The organism is Streptomyces sp. 891-h (assembly GCF_022760275.1).
Lineage (GTDB): Bacteria > Actinomycetota > Actinomycetes > Streptomycetales > Streptomycetaceae > Streptomyces > Streptomyces spirodelae.
Genome location: NZ_CP050693.1, coordinates 2,419,224 through 2,437,410 on the forward strand (window position 1 = coordinate 2,419,224; position 18,187 = coordinate 2,437,410).

Annotated in this window: 21 protein-coding genes and 2 pseudogenes; 16 read left to right on the plus strand and 7 right to left on the minus strand. The window is 72.2% G+C overall.

The window, feature by feature from the left end; translation table 11 throughout:
* Window positions 1-525: 525 nt before the first annotated feature.
* Window positions 526-1,671, plus strand: a pseudogene (locus HC362_RS10210) (NADP-dependent malic enzyme); the annotation flags it as partial.
* 123 nt (window positions 1,672-1,794) lie between these two features.
* Here HC362_RS10210 and HC362_RS10215 read toward each other — a convergent pair.
* Window positions 1,795-2,580 carry a class I SAM-dependent methyltransferase gene (locus HC362_RS10215; protein ID WP_243083620.1) on the minus strand — a complete coding sequence of 262 codons (786 nt, stop codon included), beginning with the start codon at window positions 2,578-2,580 and terminating at the stop codon, window positions 1,795-1,797.
* Window positions 2,581-2,657: 77 nt separating this feature from the next.
* Between HC362_RS10215 and HC362_RS10220 the strand changes: the two genes are divergently transcribed.
* Window positions 2,658-3,332 carry a CGNR zinc finger domain-containing protein gene (locus tag HC362_RS10220; RefSeq protein WP_347568431.1) on the plus strand — a complete coding sequence of 225 codons (675 nt, stop codon included), beginning with the start codon at window positions 2,658-2,660 and terminating at the stop codon, window positions 3,330-3,332.
* Here the strand turns inward: HC362_RS10220 and sodX are convergent.
* Window positions 3,278-3,706 (minus strand): annotated as a pseudogene (gene sodX / locus HC362_RS10225) (nickel-type superoxide dismutase maturation protease); the annotation flags it as partial. The gene HC362_RS10220 and the pseudogene sodX overlap by 55 nt on opposite strands.
* A 179-nt stretch (window positions 3,707-3,885) precedes the next feature.
* Between sodX and sodN the strand changes: the two are divergent.
* Window positions 3,886-4,281, plus strand: coding sequence for a superoxide dismutase, Ni (gene sodN / locus HC362_RS10230; RefSeq protein WP_243083623.1), 396 nt, complete (start codon window positions 3,886-3,888; stop codon window positions 4,279-4,281).
* Window positions 4,282-4,451: 170 nt separating this feature from the next.
* Here the strand turns inward: sodN and HC362_RS10235 are convergent, their stop codons facing one another.
* From HC362_RS10235 to HC362_RS10245, 3 genes are read right to left on the minus strand one after another with little or no spacing between them, the layout of a single operon-like run.
* On the minus strand, window positions 4,452-5,654 hold the full coding sequence (locus HC362_RS10235) for a cytochrome P450 (protein WP_243083625.1): 1,203 nt from the start codon (window positions 5,652-5,654) through the stop codon (window positions 4,452-4,454).
* Entirely contained in the window at window positions 5,651-6,247 is a 597-nt protein-coding gene (locus tag HC362_RS10240; protein ID WP_243083626.1) for a cupin domain-containing protein, read from the minus strand. Before HC362_RS10240 ends, HC362_RS10235 begins: the two co-directional genes overlap by 4 nt.
* Entirely contained in the window at window positions 6,244-7,338 is a 1,095-nt protein-coding gene (locus tag HC362_RS10245; protein ID WP_243083628.1) for a type III polyketide synthase, read from the minus strand. The genes HC362_RS10240 and HC362_RS10245 overlap by 4 nt, the downstream gene beginning before the upstream one ends.
* 201 nt (window positions 7,339-7,539) lie before the next feature.
* Between HC362_RS10245 and HC362_RS10250 the strand changes: the two genes are divergently transcribed.
* The 10 genes from HC362_RS10250 to HC362_RS10295 are packed head-to-tail and all read left to right on the plus strand — an operon-like array spanning window position 7,540 to window position 13,136.
* Window positions 7,540-7,884: a gas vesicle protein gene (locus HC362_RS10250; protein WP_243083629.1), complete on the plus strand. Its 345-nt coding sequence runs from the start codon at window positions 7,540-7,542 to the stop codon at window positions 7,882-7,884.
* A gap of 51 nt (window positions 7,885-7,935) precedes the next feature.
* Window positions 7,936-8,460, plus strand: coding sequence for a gas vesicle protein GvpJ (gvpJ, locus tag HC362_RS10255; RefSeq protein ID WP_243083631.1), 525 nt, complete (start codon window positions 7,936-7,938; stop codon window positions 8,458-8,460).
* A gap of 3 nt (window positions 8,461-8,463) precedes the next feature.
* Window positions 8,464-9,243: a GvpL/GvpF family gas vesicle protein gene (locus tag HC362_RS10260; RefSeq protein ID WP_243083632.1), complete on the plus strand. Its 780-nt coding sequence runs from the start codon at window positions 8,464-8,466 to the stop codon at window positions 9,241-9,243.
* Window position 9,244: 1 nt separating this feature from the next.
* Complete coding sequence (locus HC362_RS10265) at window positions 9,245-9,568, plus strand: gas vesicle protein GvpG (RefSeq protein WP_243083633.1); 324 nt, start codon at window positions 9,245-9,247, stop codon at window positions 9,566-9,568.
* Window positions 9,561-10,214, plus strand: coding sequence for a hypothetical protein (locus HC362_RS10270; protein WP_243083635.1), 654 nt, complete (start codon window positions 9,561-9,563; stop codon window positions 10,212-10,214). Before HC362_RS10265 ends, HC362_RS10270 begins: the two co-directional genes overlap by 8 nt.
* Window positions 10,207-11,247, plus strand: coding sequence for an SRPBCC family protein (locus HC362_RS10275; protein ID WP_243083636.1), 1,041 nt, complete (start codon window positions 10,207-10,209; stop codon window positions 11,245-11,247). The genes HC362_RS10270 and HC362_RS10275 overlap by 8 nt, the downstream gene beginning before the upstream one ends.
* 39 nt (window positions 11,248-11,286) lie before the next feature.
* Entirely contained in the window at window positions 11,287-11,667 is a 381-nt protein-coding gene (locus tag HC362_RS10280; RefSeq protein WP_243088469.1) for a gas vesicle protein, read from the plus strand.
* A complete protein-coding gene (locus HC362_RS10285) occupies window positions 11,664-12,593 on the plus strand; it encodes a GvpL/GvpF family gas vesicle protein (protein WP_243083637.1) in 930 nt (309 codons plus the stop codon). Before HC362_RS10280 ends, HC362_RS10285 begins: the two co-directional genes overlap by 4 nt.
* 1 nt (window position 12,594) lies before the next feature.
* Window positions 12,595-12,834, plus strand: a complete 240-nt coding sequence (locus HC362_RS10290; RefSeq protein WP_243083639.1) for a gas vesicle protein — start codon at window positions 12,595-12,597, stop codon at window positions 12,832-12,834.
* Window positions 12,831-13,136 (plus strand): gas vesicle protein K, encoded by a 306-nt coding sequence (locus HC362_RS10295; RefSeq protein WP_243083640.1) that lies wholly within the window; start codon window positions 12,831-12,833, stop codon window positions 13,134-13,136. The genes HC362_RS10290 and HC362_RS10295 overlap by 4 nt, the downstream gene beginning before the upstream one ends.
* A gap of 222 nt (window positions 13,137-13,358) precedes the next feature.
* On the opposite strand, the gene HC362_RS10300 is transcribed toward HC362_RS10295, so the two are convergent.
* The gene (locus tag HC362_RS10300; protein ID WP_243083642.1) at window positions 13,359-14,315 is read right to left on the minus strand and encodes an ANTAR domain-containing protein; all 957 of its coding nucleotides are present in this window, start codon (window positions 14,313-14,315) and stop codon (window positions 13,359-13,361) included.
* Window positions 14,316-14,579: 264 nt separating this feature from the next.
* Here HC362_RS10300 and HC362_RS10305 point away from each other — a divergent pair, with 264 nt between their 5' ends.
* The gene (locus tag HC362_RS10305) at window positions 14,580-15,545 is read left to right on the plus strand and encodes an AraC family transcriptional regulator (RefSeq protein WP_243083643.1); all 966 of its coding nucleotides are present in this window, start codon (window positions 14,580-14,582) and stop codon (window positions 15,543-15,545) included.
* A 124-nt stretch (window positions 15,546-15,669) separates the two neighbouring features.
* Complete coding sequence (locus tag HC362_RS10310) at window positions 15,670-16,503, plus strand: N-acetyltransferase (protein WP_243083645.1); 834 nt, start codon at window positions 15,670-15,672, stop codon at window positions 16,501-16,503.
* Between the two features lie 24 nt (window positions 16,504-16,527).
* Here the strand turns inward: HC362_RS10310 and HC362_RS10315 are convergent, their stop codons facing one another.
* Complete coding sequence (locus HC362_RS10315) at window positions 16,528-17,715, minus strand: class I SAM-dependent methyltransferase (protein WP_243083647.1); 1,188 nt, start codon at window positions 17,713-17,715, stop codon at window positions 16,528-16,530.
* Window positions 17,716-17,952: 237 nt separating this feature from the next.
* On the opposite strand from HC362_RS10315, the gene HC362_RS10320 reads away from it, so the two are divergent.
* Window positions 17,953-18,186, plus strand: coding sequence for a hypothetical protein (locus HC362_RS10320; RefSeq protein WP_209265713.1), 234 nt, complete (start codon window positions 17,953-17,955; stop codon window positions 18,184-18,186).
* Window position 18,187 lies beyond the last annotated feature (1 nt).

Below are 18,187 nucleotides of genomic sequence, written 5' to 3' on the forward strand. Positions count from 1 at the left end.
TGTCGCGACCGTGTCCGACGGATGAACGGATGAACGATGGGGGGCATCTTGCCATCCGGACAAGCGGCTGCAGGACGCCTCCGAGGTCAAAATCGGATAACGGATATCCGACTCCGATTACAGGGCACGGCAGAGGGCCGTAAAGGGGTCGGAGACCGAAGTGTGGTCGCTCACACCGGCCGCCCGTCTCACTCCGCGGACTTCGAGTCGGAGTCGAGGCAGTTTGCCCCGCATTGGTGCAGCTTCGGTCCCGGTGCGGCCGGAACTAGGTCGTCCTCGGCTGCCGGTGTCGGGTAGAAAGGTCGATTACACCCCTCACCCGGGGACCAGGGCGCGTGTGCGGCGCGCCCGGCGTCCGTACCTCCCTCCGGGCCGCGACAGGCCGCTCGCCCGGGAAGCGGACGTGGTGCCCGCCCGTTCCTCACCGCAGGGAGCGGTCACCCTCACACAGATTCGACAAAGGGGTTCAACACAGTGGCAGCGGAGATCGTCAATCAGAAGGACGGGCTGGAGTCGGATGTCATCGATCCGGCGTTCGCCCTGCACCGGGGCGGCAAAATGGCCGTCCAGGCGACCGTGCCGGTGCGGGACGCCGACGACCTGTCCCTCGCCTACACGCCGGGCGTCGCCAAGGTCTGCAGCGCCATCGCCGAACAGCCCGGGCTCGTCGACGACTACACCTGGAAGTCCCAGGTCGTCGCCGTGGTGACCGACGGCAGCGCGGTGCTCGGACTGGGCGACATCGGCCCCGGCGCCTCCCTCCCGGTCATGGAGGGCAAGGCCATCCTCTTCAAGCAGTTCGGCGGCGTCGACGCGGTCCCGCTGGCGCTCGACACCAAGGACACGGACGAGATCGTGGACACGGTGACCCGGCTCGCACCGTCGTTCGGCGGTGTCAACCTCGAGGACATCTCGGCACCCCGGTGCTTCGAGATCGAGGCCCGCCTCAAGGAGAAGCTGGACATCCCGGTCTTCCACGACGACCAGCACGGTACGGCCATCGTCACGCTGGCCGCGCTGCGCAACGCGGCGAAGCTGAGCGACCGCGCGCTGGGCTCGCTGCGCGCCGTCATCTCCGGCGCGGGCGCCGCCGGGGTCGCCATCGCCAAGATCCTCGTCGAGGCGGGCATCGGGGACGTCGCGGTCTGCGACCGCAAGGGCGTCGTCTCCGCGGACCGCGACGACCTCACCCACGTCAAGCGGGAGCTGGCCGGCTTCACCAACAAGGCGGGCATCTCAGGCTCCCTGGAGGCCGCGCTGGAGGGCGCCGACGTGTTCATCGGCGTCAGCGGCGGCACGGTGCGCGAGGAGGCCGTCGCGACGATGGCGAAGGGGTCGTTCATCTTCGCCATGGCCAACCCGAACCCGGAGATCCACCCGGATGTGGCCCGTAAGTACGCGTCGGTGGTGGCCACCGGGCGCAGTGACTACCCCAACCAGATCAACAATGTGCTGGCGTTCCCCGGTGTCTTCGCCGGGGCGCTGCAGGTCCGGGCCACGGACATCACCGAGGGTATGAAGCTGGCCGCCGCGGAGGCGCTGGCCGCGGTCGTCGCCGACGAGCTCAGTGCCGAGAGGGTGATCCCCTCGCCCTTCGACGAGCGGGTGGCACCTGCGGTGACCTCCGCCGTTGCGGCTGCGGCCCGTGCGGAGGGCGTCGCACGGCGTTAGCCGAACTTCTTGGGGCCGCCCCCTCGCCGGTGTCCGGTGAGGGGGCGGCCCTTGCTGCACGTCGCAGGCTGCGGGTGCGTTGTGGTTGCTCGCGCAGTTCCCCGCGCCCCTGACGGGGCGCGTTCAGCGCAGGCCGAGCACCATGGCGTCCGTAGCTGAGGCCCACACCATGCGGGCCTCGGCGAAGCCGACGTCGCGGAGGGTGGCGGCGTGCCACTCCGCGCTCTGGAACTCCTCGTTGTTGTGGTCGTGCCGCACCTCGGCCGGGTTGCCGAACAGGGTGAACCGCTCCTGGGCGACCTGGGCGAGGGCGGGCTCCTCGGAGAGCGCCCGCCACCAGCCGCCCCAGTCGAGCGCACCCGCGTCGTGCTGCCGCTTGCGCCGCTCCTCCTCGAAGAGGTGCACCGCGGCGTTGATGCGCGGCGTCGACTCGTCCGGCATGTGGTCGGCGTTCATGAAGACGCCGCCTTCCCGCACCACCCCGGCGAGCTGCCCGTAGAGGGCACGCAGCGGCTCGGTGCGCATCCAGTGCAGTGCCGTGGCGGTCAGCACGGCGTCGTAGGGGCCCTCGGGGAGCAGCGCGGGCCAGTCGGGGTCGCTCAGGTCGGCCGTCACGAAGGTGGCCCGCGGGTCGTCAGCGAAGGTGCCGCGCGCGAGGGCCAGCAGCGCGGGGTCGCGGTCGACGCCGACGGTCGTCGCGTTCGGCATCCGCGCAAGGACGCGGTCCGAGATACTGCCCGTACCGCAGGCGAGGTCGAGCACCCGGGGCTCGGGGCCCACCAGGGCCTCTGTCATCTCCAGCATGACCCGGAACCGCTCCTCGCGGTCGGGCATGTACCACTCCTGCTGCCGGTCCCAACTCTCCTGCCAGCGCCGCCAGTCGGCCTTGTCGAGTGCGTGGGTCGTCATGCCCGTCCTCCGCCGTAATACGCTCGTAGGGCCTTCAACTATTACTGACGATAGACCGCCCGCCGTAAGGATCACAAGTGGAACTGAACTATTACTCAGATCTGGCAGTGCGCCTGGTGAACAGCGAGCAGCCCGAGCGCGGGGAAGACACCCTCACCTCGGTGGAGGCAGTCCGCGAGCTGTTCGGCGCACACGGGTCCATGGCGCGCCGTACGACCGAGGCCGACGTCAGCCGGCTGCGCGCCGTACGAACCCGGCTGCGCGCCGTCTTCACCGCGGCCTCCGAGGGCGACGAGGTGCGCGCCGTCGACCTGCTCAACGCGCTGCTGATGGAATTCCCCACCAGTCCGCAGATCTCCGGACACGGCGACCTGGACGAGGAGGGGCGGCCGCGCTGGCACATGCACCTGGCCGAGCAGCCGGCCAACGCCACCGCCGCCTACGCCGCGACGGCCTGTATGGGGCTCGCCTTCCACCTCACCGACCTGGGCGTGGACCGGCTGGGCATCTGCCAGGCGACACCCTGCCGCAACGCCTATCTGGACACCTCGACCAACCGCTCGCGCCGCTACTGCTCGGACCGCTGCGCGACCCGCGCCAACGTGGCCGCCTACCGCGCCCGCAAGCGCCTGGAGAGCAGCCCGGCAGGGCCCGCCGAGGCGCCGTCGGACGGCGGACGCGGCCGCACCGGGCCGACCAGCGGGCGGACTGCCGAGACCGACCAGCGCACCAGCGATCCCGGGGAGCGCTGAAGGCCGCGCGGCGGGCGCAGCCGCAGCCACGCCCTGGCCACGACGAGGTCGTCGGGGATCGCGCCGAACTCCCGGCTGTCGTTCTTGACCTCCGGGTTGTCGCCCTGCACCCACCAGCCGCCGGAGCGGCGTTCGAGTGCGCGTTTGACGATGAGCAGATCGTGCTGGAAGGGGTGGCGCAGCACGACGATGTCACCCGCGCGCACGGTCGCGCCGTAGGTGACCAGGAGCTGGTCGCCGGGGAAGAGGGTCGGCTCCATCGAGGGGTTGTAGACCTCGGCCAGACCGATCCGCTTCAGCGGCCCACCGTGCCCGTCCCGCTCCCGGCGCTGAGCACCGTGGGTCTGCTCGCGCTGCGGCGTACGTTCCGGCATCTTTTGCGCCTCCGGTCCCAAGGCCGCCTCCGGCCCATCACTCCAGCAGATCCAGTACTCCAGCAGATCCAGCCCGTCACTGGACTTTTGTCCTAAGCCCGTGGGGGCACACGCGAAAAGACTTCCCACACGGAGTAATCTCGCACGTGAGAAGACGATCACGAGGAAGGATGGCTTTTATGCTCTCCCGACTGTTCGCCCCCAAGGTGCAGGTCAGCGCCCATTGCGACCTGCCCTGCGGTGTCTACGACCCGGCGCAGGCCCGGATCGAGGCCGAGTCCGTGAAGGCCATTCAGGAGAAGTACCAGGCCAACGACGACCCGCACTTCCGGGCTCGGGCCACCACCATCAAGGAAGAGCGCGCGGAGCTCGCCAAGCACCACGTCTCGGTGCTGTGGAGCGACTACTTCAAGCCGCCGCACTTCGAGAAGTACCCGGAGCTGCACCAGCTGGTGAACGACACCCTCAAGGCGCTCAGCGCGGCCAAGGGTTCCACCGACCCGGCCACCGGCCAGAAGGCGCTGGACCACATCGCCCAGATCGACAAGATCTTCTGGGAGACCAAGAAGGGCTGAACCGCCTTCGCGTCTGCGGTCGGCGGCTGCCCTGCCGCGAGGCCGACGATTCCGCGCCCGGTCCGTATCCAGCCGGCATCACCGGCCGGGACGGACCGGGCGCGGGCGTCTTCCTGCCTGGTAGGGGCCCGGCTGCCAGGGGCCCGGCTCCTGACAGGCCGTTCGCCGGCTCACCAGGTGACCGGCAGCCCGACCGGTCCCCTGATGAGCACGCTCCGCTGCCAGGCGACCTCTTCCCTGGGGACGGCCAGCCGCAGCCCGGGCAGCCGTCGCAGCAGGGTGGACAGCAGCACCTCCGCCTCCATCCGGGCCAGCAGCGGCGCCACGCAGTGGTGCGGCCCGTTGCCGAAGGCCAGATGCGGCGGGCCCTGGCGGTCGGGGTCGATCTCGTCCGGCTCCGGGAAGCGGCCGGGGTCGCGGCAGGCCGCCACGTACGAGACCTGTACGACCTCGCCGCGGCGGATCAGCACGCCCGAGACCTCCACGTCCTCGGTGGCGATCCGCGGCTGCCCGACCCCGTTCTTGTGCGGGATCCAGCGCAGCAACTCCTCCACCGCCCCCGGCAGCACATCCGGCTCCGCCAGCAGCCGCTCGCGCAGCTCGTCGCGGGTCAGCAGCAGATAGACCATGTTGGCGGCGTTGTTGCGCACCGCGTGCCAGCCGTTGAGCCCGATCAGGGTGGCCAGCGCGAGCAGTTCCTCCTCGTCGATCCGGCCCGCGTCGACCGCGGTCACCATCCGCGTCATCAGATCGTCGGCCGGCCGGGACCTGCGGTGTGCGGCCAGCTCGCGGAAGTAGCCACGCGCTGCGGCCTTCACTCTTTCGGCTTCCGCGTGCGCCGCGTCGTCGTGCGCCCGCCTCAGCAGCGCCTCGGCCCAGTCGCGCAACTGCGGCCGGTCCTCGGCCGGTACGCCCATCAACTCCCCCACCACTGCCAGCGGGAAGGGCGAGACGACGTGGCGTACGACGTCGGCCGGCGGCCCGGCGGCCAGCATGGTGTCCACCAGCCCGTCCACGATCTCCCGCGCCCGCGTCCTGGCCCCCTCCACCGCGCGCCGGCCGAACGCCGGGGCAACCACGGAGCGCACCCGCGAGTGCCCGGGCGGATCGACGAAGCTGACCGCGCTGTCGAGCGGGACGAGGTGTCTGGTCATCCGGGGCGTGGGGCGCCCGACGATGTCCCGGCTGAAGCGGGGATCGGAGGTGACGAAGCGGACGTCGTCGTACCGGGTCGCCAGCCAGCAGGCCCCCTCCCCGTACGGCAGCCGGATGCGGAACGGCGGCCTGGCCACCGCTGCCCCGAGGAAGGGGTCGAACTCCAGCTCCGGCGGCGCCTCGGGCACCTCGTACAGCGGACACTCCTGCACGGTCACCCCTCCGGCCTCCGCTCCGGGCCGTGCCGGAGCGGGGTGAGCTGCTCGATGTCGTAGCGGGCGCGCAGCTCGGCGACGACCTGCGCGTCGGGAGGGCCGCCCGCGGCCAGGATGTCCAGCAGCTCCTCGAAGTACCGCTCGTGGTCGGGCGGCGGCGCCGACTGGAACAGCATCCGGGCGGGGGCCCCGGTCGGGTTGGCGAACGCGTGGGGGCAGCCCGCCGGCACCACCGCGACGGTGCCGGGCGTGGCCCGCACCACCCGGTCGCCGCCGGCCGACTCCCAGCCCCGCCAGCTGTCGCTGGTGCGGACCCGGGGTTCGAAGGCGAAGATGTCGAGTTCGCCCTCCAGCACGTAAAAGAACTCCTCGGAGCGGGCGTGGACGTGGGCGCCGACATCGAAGCCCGGTGGGACGACGACCTCGAAGCTGGAGGCCGCCTGTGAGTGTTCCCCGGTCACCTTGAAGGTCACCTGCTGCGCCGCGGTCCGCACCGTGCGGCCCTGCCCCGGCGGGACGACCAGGCCGTGCCGGGGCGGCCGGGGAGCGGCATCTTCCGGGGCCGGTCGGTTGTCGGTGTCTCCGGTACTGGTCATGGGGGGCTGAGGACTCCTTCCGGAGGGTTGTCGGGGCTGTGCACGGGGCTCCGCCACCGGCCCAGGGCCATCTCCGCCGTGATACCGGGCCCGAACCCGGCCAGCAGCCCCCTGGCCCCGTCTCCCGGCCCGCCCTCCTCGAACAGCCTGCGCAGCGCGTCCAGGACGACGACGCTGGCCGTGTTGCCGTACTCGGTCAGCGTCGCCCGGCTGAACCGGAAGGCGTGCTGCGGCACCCGCAGGAACTCGCCCAGGTCCAGCAGGATGCGGGGGCCGCCGGCGTGCACGATGTAGAAGTCCAGCCCTGTGACGTCCCAGCCGTGGAGGGTCGCCAGATCGCCCAGCGCCGGTGCGAGCGGACCCATCGTGGAGGGCACCCGCTTGTCCAGTACGAAGTGGAAGCCGGTGGAGCGCACGTCGTAGGAGATCCACGCCTCGGTTCCGGGGATCAGATACGAGCCGTTGCGCTCCAGCGAGATGCCCGTTCCACCCGAGCCCCGTACCACCGCCGCGGCCACTCCGTCGCCGAACAGGCCGTTGGACAGCAGCGATCCGACTCCGGAGTCGGTCGGCTGGTAGCACAGGGAGCAGAACTCGCAGGCCACGATGAGGGCGTTGGCGTCGGGGTGCGCCGTACAGAAGTCGTGCGCCCGGTTGATCGCGGCGCCGCCGCCCGCGCACCCCAACTGCGCGATGGGCAACTGCCGGGTCGTGGACCTGAACCCCTGGGTGTTGATCAGCCAGGCGGTGAGCGAGGGCATCATGAAGCCGGTGCAGGAGACATAGACGATCAGGTCGATGTCCTCGGCGGCCAGTTCGGCGGCGGCCAGCGCCCTGGAGACCACCTGCGGCACCCGGGCCTTCGCCTCGGACTCGTACACCGTGTTGCGGGCCTCGAAGCCGGGGTGCCGGAGCGTGACGTCCAGGGGCTGGACCAGATATCTCGTCCTCACCCCGGTGTTCTCGATGAGCCGCAGCACGAGTGGGAGCTGTGGGTGCTCCGCGTGCAGGGAACGCGCCAGTGCGAGAGTGTCCGCCATCGTGATCACATGTGGCGGGACCTGTACAGCTGGTCTGCACAATGTCGCCATGAAAGGTTCAACGAGGGACCGACTCCGGTGGACACTCCACCTATCGAGGGGCAATAACCGGCTGAGCTGCTGAAATACGCCTCATGGGCCTCAATCGCCCCAGAGGGCGCGAGGTGGATGCGGCCGCACTGTTCGGGCGGCAGTGCCCATATGGATCAACACCGTGTGCGAAACGTTGCTGAATATAAACACACTGTGTTCATGCCTGAGCAACGTGAACGGCACACGCGGACGGCGACCAAAACCGCCACCAAGTCCGCCGCTGCCTCGAAACGCTCCGCCTCGTCCCGCACCAAGGGCCCGGAGGAGGCGGCGCGCCGCGCGTGCCGCGGTCTCAGCCGGCTGATCGGCCACGAGGCCGAAGGGGTCTCGGCGGTGCGCCGTGCCGAGGAGGGGTGGCGCGTCCACGTGGACGTGCTGGAGGTCCCGCGCATCCCGGACACCACGAGCCTCCTGGCCACCTACGAGGTGGAGCTCGACGGCAAGGGAGAGCTCACCCAGTACCGCAGGATCCGGCGCTACCGGCGTGGCGCGAGCGACGACTGACGGCGCCGTTCCGCCCCGAGGTGCCGTCATCGCCCGAGAGGAAAGCCGCCCATGACGACGACCACCACCTACAACGAGGCTGCGGTGTGCGTGCCGCGTGCCGGGACCCTCTACGACGTACTCGAGCTCATCCTCGACCGCGGCATGGTGATCGACATCTTTGTCCGGGTGTCGCTCGTCGGCATCGAGATCCTCAAGATCGACGCCCGGATCGTGGTGGCCAGCGTCGATACGTATCTGCGCTTCGCCGAGGTCTGCAACCGCCTCGACCTCAACGAGGACGCGTCCAGCAGGACGGTGCCCGACCTCTTCGCCGGGATGGCGGGCGGTGTGACCAGGACCGGTGCCAAGAGGGCCGCCAAGTCGGTGGGCGGCAAGGTCAAGGAAGCCATCGGGGTGGGCGACGACGATGACGAGCGCGATGAGGACCGCGACGAGGACGCCGAGGATCGCTACGAGGACCGCGAGGAGGAGGTCGCCGAGCCCCGCAGGCGCCGTACCGGCAGCAGCTCCGGTTCCTCCCGCTCGGGCGGCGGCCGCACGGCGCGCGGCACCCGTCGCACCGAGGAGGCCTGAGGAATGGGCACATCGCAGGTGTACGTCTACGCCATCGTCCACGCCGGCCGGAGCCTTCCTCCGGAAGCGCGCGGCGTCGGCCGCCCCCCGGCCTCCGTCCGGCTGCTGCCGGTCGGGGAGCTGGCCGCGGTGGTCAGCGACGTACCGGAGGACCTGCGCGCCCGGCGCCGCGATCTGATGGCACACCAGGACCTGCTGATCCGGCTGGGGGCCGACGCACCGGTGCTGCCGATGCGGTTCGGCATGGTGGCCGAGGACACCAGGACAGTGACAGAGGCCGTGGCGGCCGCCGCCGCGACACACCTGGCAGCCCTCGAACGCCTGCGCGACCGCACCGAGATGAACCTCAAGGCCACCCCGGCACAGTCCGGGATCGAGTCCCTGGTCAGAGCCGACGCAGACCTGAGACGGCTGCTCACCGATGTACGGCGCCGCCCCTCCTACGAGGGAAACGTACGACTCGGCCAGGCGGTCGCCGACGGGCTGACCCGCCGTGCGACCCGGGCGGTCGAGGAGGCGCTGCCCCGGCTGACGGCCCTCGCGGACGGCTTCGTACGCGGTCTTGAGGTTCCAGGATGCGTGCTGAACGGGTCCTTCCTCGTCCCGGCTGCGGCGAGCGAGCGCTTCCGCGCCGAGGTGGAGCGCACCGCCGCCGCGCACGCGGACCAGGTGGAGCTGCGCCTGACGGGGCCGCTGCCCTGCTACAGCTTCGTCCCGCAGGACGGCGCCGAACCGCCGCCGCCGGCCCGTGCGCAAGCCGAGCGCGCCATGGCGGGGGGCTGACATGGGGCTCTTCAGTGGAGTGCTGCTGCTGCCGCTGGCGCCGGTGCGGGGCGTCGAGTGGGTGGCCGGCCGACTGCTGGAGGCGGCCGAGCGAGAGCTGTGCGACCCGGCGACGCTCCGGGCCCGGCTCGGCGAGCTCAACCGCGCCTACGAGGCGGGGGAGCTGACCGAGGAGGAGTTCGAGCAGGAGGAGGAGCGGCTGCTCGACCAGCTCGAACAGCGCCCTCCACTCGTCGGCCCCACCACGGTGGCCCGTACCCGGGTGCGGACATCGACCGACGAAGAGACCAGGACAGACCGAGCTCAAGGGACCAGTCATGACTGACAGTTGCAAGACGGCCGTCCTCGCCGCCGTCGCGGGCGGCTACCTCCTCGGCCGTACCAGAAAGGCCAAGCTGGCGCTGACCCTCGGTTCTGTGGTGGCCGGACGGCGGCTCGGCCTCGACCCGCAGGAACTGCTGCGCCAAGGGTTCCGCAAGCTCGCGGAAACGCCCCAGTTCGAGGAGCTGACCGATCAGATCAAGCATCAGCTGATGGCAGCCGCCCGCACGGCGGCCAGTTCGGCGGCCAACCGCCGGCTCGAATCGCTGGCCGACTCGCTCCGCGACCGCACGGACCGGCTCGGCGGCGAGGGCGGCCGGGACGACGAGAACGGGGGCGGCGACGGAGACGGTGACGACCGGGAGAGCAGGGGCGGGGAGCGCGAGGACGACGGCGGAGCCGAGGAGCGCGAGGGCCGGGCGGACAGCGGGGAGAAGCAGCAGAAACAGCAGAAGGAGCGACAGAGCTCCGGCGGGCAACGGTCCTCGTCCGGAGGGGATTCCTCCGCAGGACGGCCGCGGCGGAAGTCGGCCACCGACCGGCCCGCGAAGAAGAAGTCCTCCGGCTCCACCGGAGAGAGGTCGTCAGCAGGCAGTCAGCGGGAGAAGTCCGCCGACCGATCGGCCGCGGGAGGCAGGCGCCATGGCTGAGCAGAACAAGAAGGCAGACGACGGTGACTCGCCGCTGGGGCGGGTGCGCGAGGAACTGCTGGAGTATCTGAGCGCCGCCGGCCGGCACGCCGTCGGCAAGGCCACCGACAAGCTGACCGACATCGCCGACCCGGGCAAGCTGCTGCCCGGTGGCGGGGAGGGCGACGGCGGCGGTATGGCCAAGGTGGCGGCCCGCACGCTGCAGGGCGAGAACCCGGCCACGTCCCTCGCCAAGGAGAAGGTCAAGGGCGCCAAGGACAAGGTGGTCGGCAAGGCCAAGGAGGCGTTCGGCGGGGGCGGCAGCAAGCCGGGGGACCTGAAGGCCATCAACATCATCGAGCACATCGACGTCGGCCGCCCGCTGCGCACGGTCTACAACCAGTTCACCCAGTACTGGGACTTCGGCAGCTTCATGAACGGCGTCAGCAGCGCGCAGCGGGACGAGGAGGACGAGACCAAGTCGACCTGGAAGGTCCGGGTCTGGCCCTCGACGCGCAGCTATGACGCCACCGTGCAGGAGCAGATCCCCGACAAGCGGATCGTCTGGACCTCCGAGGGCTCGAAGGGCACCACCAAGGGTGCGGTCAGCTTCCACCGTCTCGATGAGAACCTCACCCGCGTCACTGCGGTCGTCGAGTACTACCCCTCCGGCTTCTTCGAGAAGACGGGCAACATCTGGCGGGCCCAGGGCAGACGGCTCCGCCTCGACCTCAAGCACTTCCAGCGCTACGTCACTCTCAAGGGCGACGAGGTGGAGGGCTGGCGCGGCGAGATCCGGGACGGCGAGGTCGTCCGCAGCCACGAGGACGTGGTCCAGCAGGAGGAGGAAGAGGAACGCGAGGGCCGGGAGAACGGGGAGGACCAGGAGGACAGGGAGGACAGGGGCCCCGACGAGGACGAGGAGGGGGATTACGAGGACGAGGACGACGAGGACAACGAGGACAACGAGGAAGACGAGAACGGGGATGAGGACGAGGACGACGAGGACGACGAGGGCTACGAGGACGAGGAGGACGAGGATGACGAACGGTGAGGCAGGCCGACCGTGACCGAACGCACCGCCGAGCGGCCCATCACCCATGCACCCTCGACCCCGTCCGGCCCGGCGAACCTCGCCGACATCCTCGAACGAGTGCTGGACAAAGGCATCGTGATCGCCGGGGACATCAAGATCGACCTGCTCGACATCGAACTGCTCACCATTCGTCTGCGCCTGTTCGTCTCCTCGGTCGAGACGGCCAAGAAGGCCGGCATCAACTGGTGGGAGACCGATCCAGCGCTCTCGACCCGCGCCCACCGGGAGGCCGTCGACGAGGAGAACAAGCGGCTGCGGGAGCGGATCGCCGAGTTGGAGGCGAGTGCCGGCGAGAGCAGGCACAAACCGCGGGACGCGGGCTGGGACGAGAGCCGAAGCCACAGCTGGCACCACGTGAAGGAGGCGGGCGGCAGATGACACAGACGGTGGGCGAACCCGGCCCCGGTACGGGGGCCCGTACCGGGGCCGGGTGCACGGCGACCTACGTCTTCGCCGTCTGCCGTGGCGGCGACCCGGCGACGCTCACCGGGCTGCCGGGCCAGGCGGCGGGAAACCCGGTGCGTCTGCTGCCGTTCGGCTCGCTGCAGGCGGTGGTGCAGGACGTCCCCGCGGCCGAGTTCGGCGAGGAGATCCTGCGCGAGCGGCTGACCGACCGCGCGGAGCTGGAGCGCTGCGCCCGCGCACACCATGCGGTGATCGCCGCCGTGGCCGGCAGCGCGCCGACCCTGCCGCTGCCGCTGGCGACCCTGTATCTGGGCGACGAACGGGCCCGCGCTGCGCTGCGCGAGGACGAGCGCCGCTTCCTCGCCGTGCTGGAACGGATCGCGGGCCGGGTCGAGTGGGGCGTGAAGGTGTACGCGCGACGCGAGGCGCCCGAGGGTCCGGACCGCTCAGCGACGGTCGCACCGACCCGGACCCTGACGCGGACCGCGGCCAGGACCGCGGCCGGGACCCCGGTGCGTACCCCGTCCGGGTCCGCCGCTGCGGGCGCGGGCGCCGCGGGCTCCGGCGCACACTCCGGGCGCGCGTATCTGGAGCGGGTACGCGGCGCGCGCCAGGAGCGGGAGCGGCGGCAGCAGGCCGGACTCGTGGCGGCGGAGACGGTGGACCGTGCCCTCCGCGGCATCGCGGTGGCGAGCCGTCGGCTCCGTACGCACGACACGACGCTCACCGGTGAACGCGGCGTCCAACTGCTCAACGCCGCCTATCTGGTGGCCGAGGGCCATGAGCGCGAGGTGGCCGCAGCGGTGGCGGAGGTCCGGGGCGACCCGGCGTGCCAGGGCGTCGAGGTGGAGGTCACCGGGCCGTGGGTGCCGTACTCGTTCGTCGACGGGGGTGAGTGAGGTGCCCGTCGGCGCACATGTGGGCGAGGTCGTGCCCTGGGAGGGGCCGGAGAGCGGCGCGCCGATCGGGGTGCCCCTGGTGGACCTGCTGGACCGGGTCCTGGCCACAGGCGTGGTGGTCAGCGGGGACCTGGTGCTGGCGATCGCGGAGGTGCCACTGGTGCGGCTCTCCTTGAACGCGCTGCTGTCCTCGGTGAACGAACGTGTCGCCGCTCCCTGGGGCGACGGGGGCCCGCTGTGACGCGGGCGGCAGGCGAGCCGGTCAGGGCCGGGAGCGGCCGGCTGGAGCTGGACCCCGACCGGGTCGGCCGGGACCTGGTCTGCCTGGTCCTGACGGTGGTCGAGCTGCTGCGCCAGCTGATGGAACGCCAGGCGTTGCACCGCTGCGACCAGGGCGATGTGACCGACGAACAGATGGAGAGGATCGGCACCACGCTGATGCTGCTGGACGAACGCATGGACGAACTGTGCGCGCAGCACGGACTCACCCGGGACGAGCTGAACCTCGACCTCGGGCCGCTGGGCACGCTGCTGGAGCGCTGAGGGGCGGTCGGCGTCGCCCATTTGGCGGAAGTCGCGCGGAGCGTGGTCCGGAAAGAGGATGATGGAAGCCCCGGCGGCCCCCTCCGCCGGGGCACGCCGCGGGGGCTTGGACGGCGATCCCCCGCCGGTGTGGGGCCCGCCACCGCGCCTATCGGCGGCGGGCCCGAGCGGCCCGGGACGCCCTTGACCCCCTCGCGCCCCGGGCCGTGCCGTCCCCCTCCCTCACCGGCCCCGACGGTACGGCGGTGCGCCCGCGCGGCGCTGGAAGGGCGGGTCCAGCAGCCGCGCCTCGACCACGTCCCGCGCCACTTGGTGCAGCGGCCGCCGGTGGGAGCGCGCGAAGGCGCGCAGGGTGCGGAAGGCGTCGTCGACGGAGCCGTGTCTGCGCTCGGCGAGCACTCCCTTGGCCTGCTCGATCACCACCCTGCTGCCGAGCGCCCGTTCCAGTTCCCCGCAGCGGCGCACCGCGGACTCGTGCGCCAGGCCCAGCGCGCACGCCCTGGCCAGTGCGCCCAGCGCGGCGACGGCCGCCGGGCCGAGCGGTTCGGCGTCCAGGAGGTGGACGACGAGCACGCCCGCGACCGGCGCGCACTCCGCGTCCCGCACCTCGAGGGCCCCGGCGTCGTCCGCGTCCGGGGCGCCCGGCAGCAGGACGGTGTGCACGGCGCGTACTCCGGCCTCCAGCGCCGTCGGCGTATAGCGGGGCCAGCCGGGCGCGGCCTCGGTCAGCGGCAGGGACGAGAGAGCGACGCCGGTGCGCAGGGTCTCGGTCGCGGGCCCCTCGCGCAGCTCACGCTCCGTCAGCCGCAGCCGCGCGGCGCGTTCGCCGCTGAAGCCGTAGGGCGCGGGACCGTCTCCCGGCCCGGCGCCGAGGTGTACGGCGGTCTCGCACCGCCGGCCCTCCTCGGCGAGCCGCCGCCGGGCGTGCGCCGCCAGCGCGGCCGGCTTCGGATGGCCGCCGTCCGCCGCTCCGGTGCCGCCGCTGCCGCCGCTGCTCGCGAGCTCCAGCAGCGCCTCGGCCAGCAGCCGTTCACGCTCACTCGTCTCGCACTCGCCCGCGTCGCATCCGTCGGCGGCGCATCCGTTCGCATCGCGTCCGTCCGCGTCGGTGTGGTGTCCGTCCCGGCGACCGGGGAAGCGCTGGAGTGCGGCCGCCGCGCGGGAGCTGGGCACAGACATGTTCACTCCGGTCCTGTTCTGCTCCGTCGCTGCCGCGGAATCCGTCAAGTCGGGGCCCTCCCGTACGGTTCGGGACGAGAGGGACGCGCGGCGCGGCACGGGCCAGAACAACGCGCGTTTCCACCGCGGCGCAAGCGGTGCCCTGCGGCCATGTCGCTTTCGGGGCACCCGCTTCGCCAGGTGGGCTGCGTCACGTCGTCGCGCGGGCCTAGCATCGCCCACTGGGAAGGGAAAGGCCGGGCCCGGCCCGAGTGAGGAGGGGCCATGGACGACCCTGTGCGCCGTATCCGGATGAGGACGTCCGACCCGCAGGAGGCGGAGGAGTTCCTGCGGCGGACCTACACCGAGCACACCGCGCAACTCTTCGGCGAGACCGAGCGGTTCAGATTCGACGCCGCGCTCACCCAGGCGGGTGCGCTCGGCGTGGAACGCCTGGCGCACTCGATGCGGGTGCGCGCCGAGGCAGAACCACCGCACTGTGTGTACGTGGTGCAGGTGCTCGGCGGCACGCTGGAGGTCAGCGCGGGCCGCAACGAGTTGCGCTCGGGCCCGGGGGACCTGCACGTGTGCGACCCGTACGCGCCGACGCTGGCCGAGTGGGACAACGTACGGCTGGGTGTCGTACGCATCGGGCTGCGCGAGGTGGAGCGGGTCGCGGCGGACCTGGCGGAGGGCGACACGGCGACGGCCCGGCTCTCCTTCGCCCGCCCCGTCTCACCGGAGCGGGCGCGCTACTGGCAGGCCGTCGTCCGGCACATCAGCCACGACGTGCTGGGCAACCCGCAGGCTGCCGGCAGCCCGCTGATCCTGGACGAGGCGGCGCGGCTGCTGGCCACCGCCGTGCTGGCGACCTTCCCCCACGACCACGCCGAGCTCTCCCGGCTCCCCTCGCCCGGCTGGCTGGCCCCCGCCGCGCTGCGCCGCGCGATGGCGTACATCGACGCCAACGCGGCCCGGCCCCTCACCCTGCGCGAGATCGCGACAGCGGCCCGCACCAGCCCGCGCGCCCTCCAGCACGCCTTCGCTCGGCACTGTGAGACCACACCGACCGGGTATCTGCGCCGGGTCAGGCTGGAGGGCGCGCACCGCGATCTGCAGGCGGCAGACCCGACGTCGGGCGTGACGGTCTCCGCGGTGGCAGCGCGCTGGGGGTTCGCCAAGGCGGGGCGGTTCGCGAGCCAGTACCGCGAGCAGTTCGGCATGTCGCCGAGCCGAACGCTGCGCGGCTGAGCGGGACCACGGCCGCCCGCGGCCCTGCTCCACCGCCGCCTCCTCTCCCCTCCCCCGCTCCTCGTCCTTTCCCTCCCCCCGAAATCCTTGGCCCAGGCACCACAGCGTGTGGCACAGTCCGGCCGTGACCTCCAGCGACATGACCGACCACGACGTGGCCGGCCCCGACAGCGGCAGCGGCACCGACAGCAGCAGCGGCACCGACGGGGTCCGTATCACCCCGCTCGCCGAACGGCCCGAACTGACCGGCCGGCTGTACGAGATCGACGAGGACTGGCCTGCCTTCATCGCGCACGATCTGGCCGCCTCGGCCCTGCTCCACCGCGTCCCGGAGGACTTCCCGCACTACTGCGTGGTCGCCACCGAAGGCGCCCGCGTGATCGCCCGGGGATTCAGCGTGCCCTTCGACGCCCGGGAGCCCGGCCGCGAGGAAGCCCCGGACCAGGGCTGGGACCGGGTGCTGACCTGGGCGCACACCGACCGGCGGCTCGGCAGGCCGGGCACGGTCGCGAGCGCGCTGGAGATCACCGTCGACCGTGCCCACCTCGGCCGCGGGCTGTCGTACCGGATGCTGGAGGCCATGCGCGCTGCCGTGCGCGGGCAGGGCCACCGGACGCTGCTGGCCCCGGTGCGCCCGACGGCCAAGCACCTGCGGCCGGGGCTGCCCATGGCGGACTACATCCGCGAGTTGCGCCCCGACGGGCTGCCCGCCGATCCGTGGCTGCGCGTCCACATCCGCGCGGGCGGCACCGTGGAGAAGGTGGCGCCCGCCTCGATGACCGTGAGCGCCTCACTCGACCAGTGGCGGGAGTGGACGGGGCTGCCGTTCGACCGCGCCGGGGACGTGCGGGTGCCCGGCGCACTGGTGCCGGTGCACTGCGATCCCGCACACGGGCGCGCGGTGTATGTCGAGCCCAACGTCTGGGTGCGGCACCGGCTGAGGGGACAGGACGGCTGAGGCCGAGCCCTCCCGCTCAGTCAGTCAGTCCCCGGCCCGGCCCAGCCGCCACAGCCGGGTCGTCTCCGCGGCTCTCGCGGCGTGCAGGGGCGCTTCCGGATCGCCCGCCCTGCCGTGCCGGGGGCGCGCGTCCAGGTGACCGACGACCCGCAGGCCCGCGCCCTCGATCCAGTCCAGAAGCTGCTCCCGGGGGCGCAGCCCCAGGTGTTCGGCCAGATCGGAGAGGATCAGCCAGCCCTCCCCGCCGGGTGCGAGCCGTCCGGCGAGGCCCGTGAGGAAGCCGCGCAGCATACGGCTGTCGGGGTCGTAGACGGCCTGTTCCAGCACGGAGGTCGGCTTGGCGGGCAGCCAGGGCGGGTTGCACACGGCGAGGTCCGCCTGCCCGGCCTCCTCGGACGGGAACAGATCGGCGTGGACGACCTCCACCTCCCCGGCCACCCCGAGCCGCGTCACGTTCTCCCGCGCGCAGGCCAGCGCCCGCTCCCCCACATCCGTGGCGACCACCCGGCCCACCCCGCGCCGGGCGAGCACAGCGGCGAGGACGCCCGTGCCGGTCCCGATGTCGAAGGCGACCAGCCGGGCGGCCTCCCGTGCGGGCAGCGGGGCCTGCGCCACCAGGTCGACGTACTCGCCGCGCACCGGCGAGAAGACCCCGTGGTACGGGTGGATGCGCTCGCCGCCCAGCGCGTCGACGGTCACGCCCTTGCGCCACCACTCGTACGCGCCCAGCACGCCCTGCAACTCGCGCAGCGACACCAGCTCCAGCTCGCCGGCGGCGCCCGAGGGTCCGTACGCCGCGACGCAGGCCGGGCCCACATCGGGCGCGCGCCGCAGCGGCACCGCGTACGAGCCGCCGGGCGCGGCCTCCAGCGGGACCAGCAGCATGCCCAGCACCCGGGCCCGACGGGAGCGTGCCTGCCGGTAGAGGTGGAAGCTCTCGCGGGGCGTGGCGCCCTGCTTGGGCGGCTTGCGGTCGACGCGCCGGCCGAGCGCGGCCAGCAGTTGCCGGGCGCCGTGGTAATCGCCGCGCCACAGCAGCGCGGTGCCCTCGCAGACGAGCTTGTAGGCGATGTCGGCGGCCATCCTGTCGTCGGCCACCGCTGTCCGGCGCGGCGGCCGCGCCCCGCTCTCCGACCGCCATACGGCAGTACGCCGCCGACCACCCTCGTCCCAGCTGACGGTCCCGGCCTCTGCCTTCGGCTGTGCGCTCACCGGACAACCGTAACGGTGCCCACCGACACCGCCGTCCGCGCCGCCTGGGACTGCGGAGCCGCCGACGCCGGTCACGAACGCCGCGCCGGCTGCCCTCGGGCGATCGTGTGAAAATGGTCTGACCTGCGGCTCGTGCCCCGCCGTGCGGCACGGGGAACCCGCTGATCACGGCATACGTTGAGCGGTGTACCGGAGCCGACCCGGCCGGTAACAGCCGCATACGACGGAGGCAGGACCATGGCAGGCTTTCTCGACCGCGCCAAGGAGCAGGCTCAGCGGGGCATCGCGCAGGGCAAGGAGAAGATGGAAGAGGTCCAGGCCCAGCGTGCGGGCAACGACCTGCTGCGCCGGCTGGGCGCCGCCTACTACGCGGAGCAGAACGGCACGGGCTCGGCCCAGGAGGTCCAGCGCGCCCTGGCGGCCGTCCAGGAGCACGTGGCGCAGAACGGTGACGGCTTCCTCAAGAGCTGAG

What these genes read in the sequence shown, in the direction of transcription:
- HC362_RS10215 (WP_243083620.1), bottom strand. Translation starts at nt 2,580, where the DNA reads ATGACGACCCACGCACTCGACAAGGCCGACTGGCGGCGCTGGCAGGAG.
- sodN (WP_243083623.1), top strand. Translation starts at nt 3,886, where the DNA reads ATGCTCTCCCGACTGTTCGCCCCCAAGGTGCAGGTCAGCGCCCATTGC.
- HC362_RS10240 (WP_243083626.1), bottom strand. Translation starts at nt 6,247, where the DNA reads ATGACCAGTACCGGAGACACCGACAACCGACCGGCCCCGGAAGATGCC.
- HC362_RS10245 (WP_243083628.1), bottom strand. Translation starts at nt 7,338, where the DNA reads ATGGCGACATTGTGCAGACCAGCTGTACAGGTCCCGCCACATGTGATC.
- HC362_RS10250 (WP_243083629.1), top strand. Translation starts at nt 7,540, where the DNA reads ATGCCTGAGCAACGTGAACGGCACACGCGGACGGCGACCAAAACCGCC.
- gvpJ (WP_243083631.1), top strand. Translation starts at nt 7,936, where the DNA reads ATGACGACGACCACCACCTACAACGAGGCTGCGGTGTGCGTGCCGCGT.
- HC362_RS10260 (WP_243083632.1), top strand. Translation starts at nt 8,464, where the DNA reads ATGGGCACATCGCAGGTGTACGTCTACGCCATCGTCCACGCCGGCCGG.
- HC362_RS10265 (WP_243083633.1), top strand. Translation starts at nt 9,245, where the DNA reads ATGGGGCTCTTCAGTGGAGTGCTGCTGCTGCCGCTGGCGCCGGTGCGG.
- HC362_RS10270 (WP_243083635.1), top strand. Translation starts at nt 9,561, where the DNA reads ATGACTGACAGTTGCAAGACGGCCGTCCTCGCCGCCGTCGCGGGCGGC.
- HC362_RS10275 (WP_243083636.1), top strand. Translation starts at nt 10,207, where the DNA reads ATGGCTGAGCAGAACAAGAAGGCAGACGACGGTGACTCGCCGCTGGGG.
- HC362_RS10285 (WP_243083637.1), top strand. Translation starts at nt 11,664, where the DNA reads ATGACACAGACGGTGGGCGAACCCGGCCCCGGTACGGGGGCCCGTACC.
- HC362_RS10300 (WP_243083642.1), bottom strand. Translation starts at nt 14,315, where the DNA reads ATGTCTGTGCCCAGCTCCCGCGCGGCGGCCGCACTCCAGCGCTTCCCC.
- HC362_RS10305 (WP_243083643.1), top strand. Translation starts at nt 14,580, where the DNA reads ATGGACGACCCTGTGCGCCGTATCCGGATGAGGACGTCCGACCCGCAG.
- HC362_RS10320 (WP_209265713.1), top strand. Translation starts at nt 17,953, where the DNA reads ATGGCAGGCTTTCTCGACCGCGCCAAGGAGCAGGCTCAGCGGGGCATC.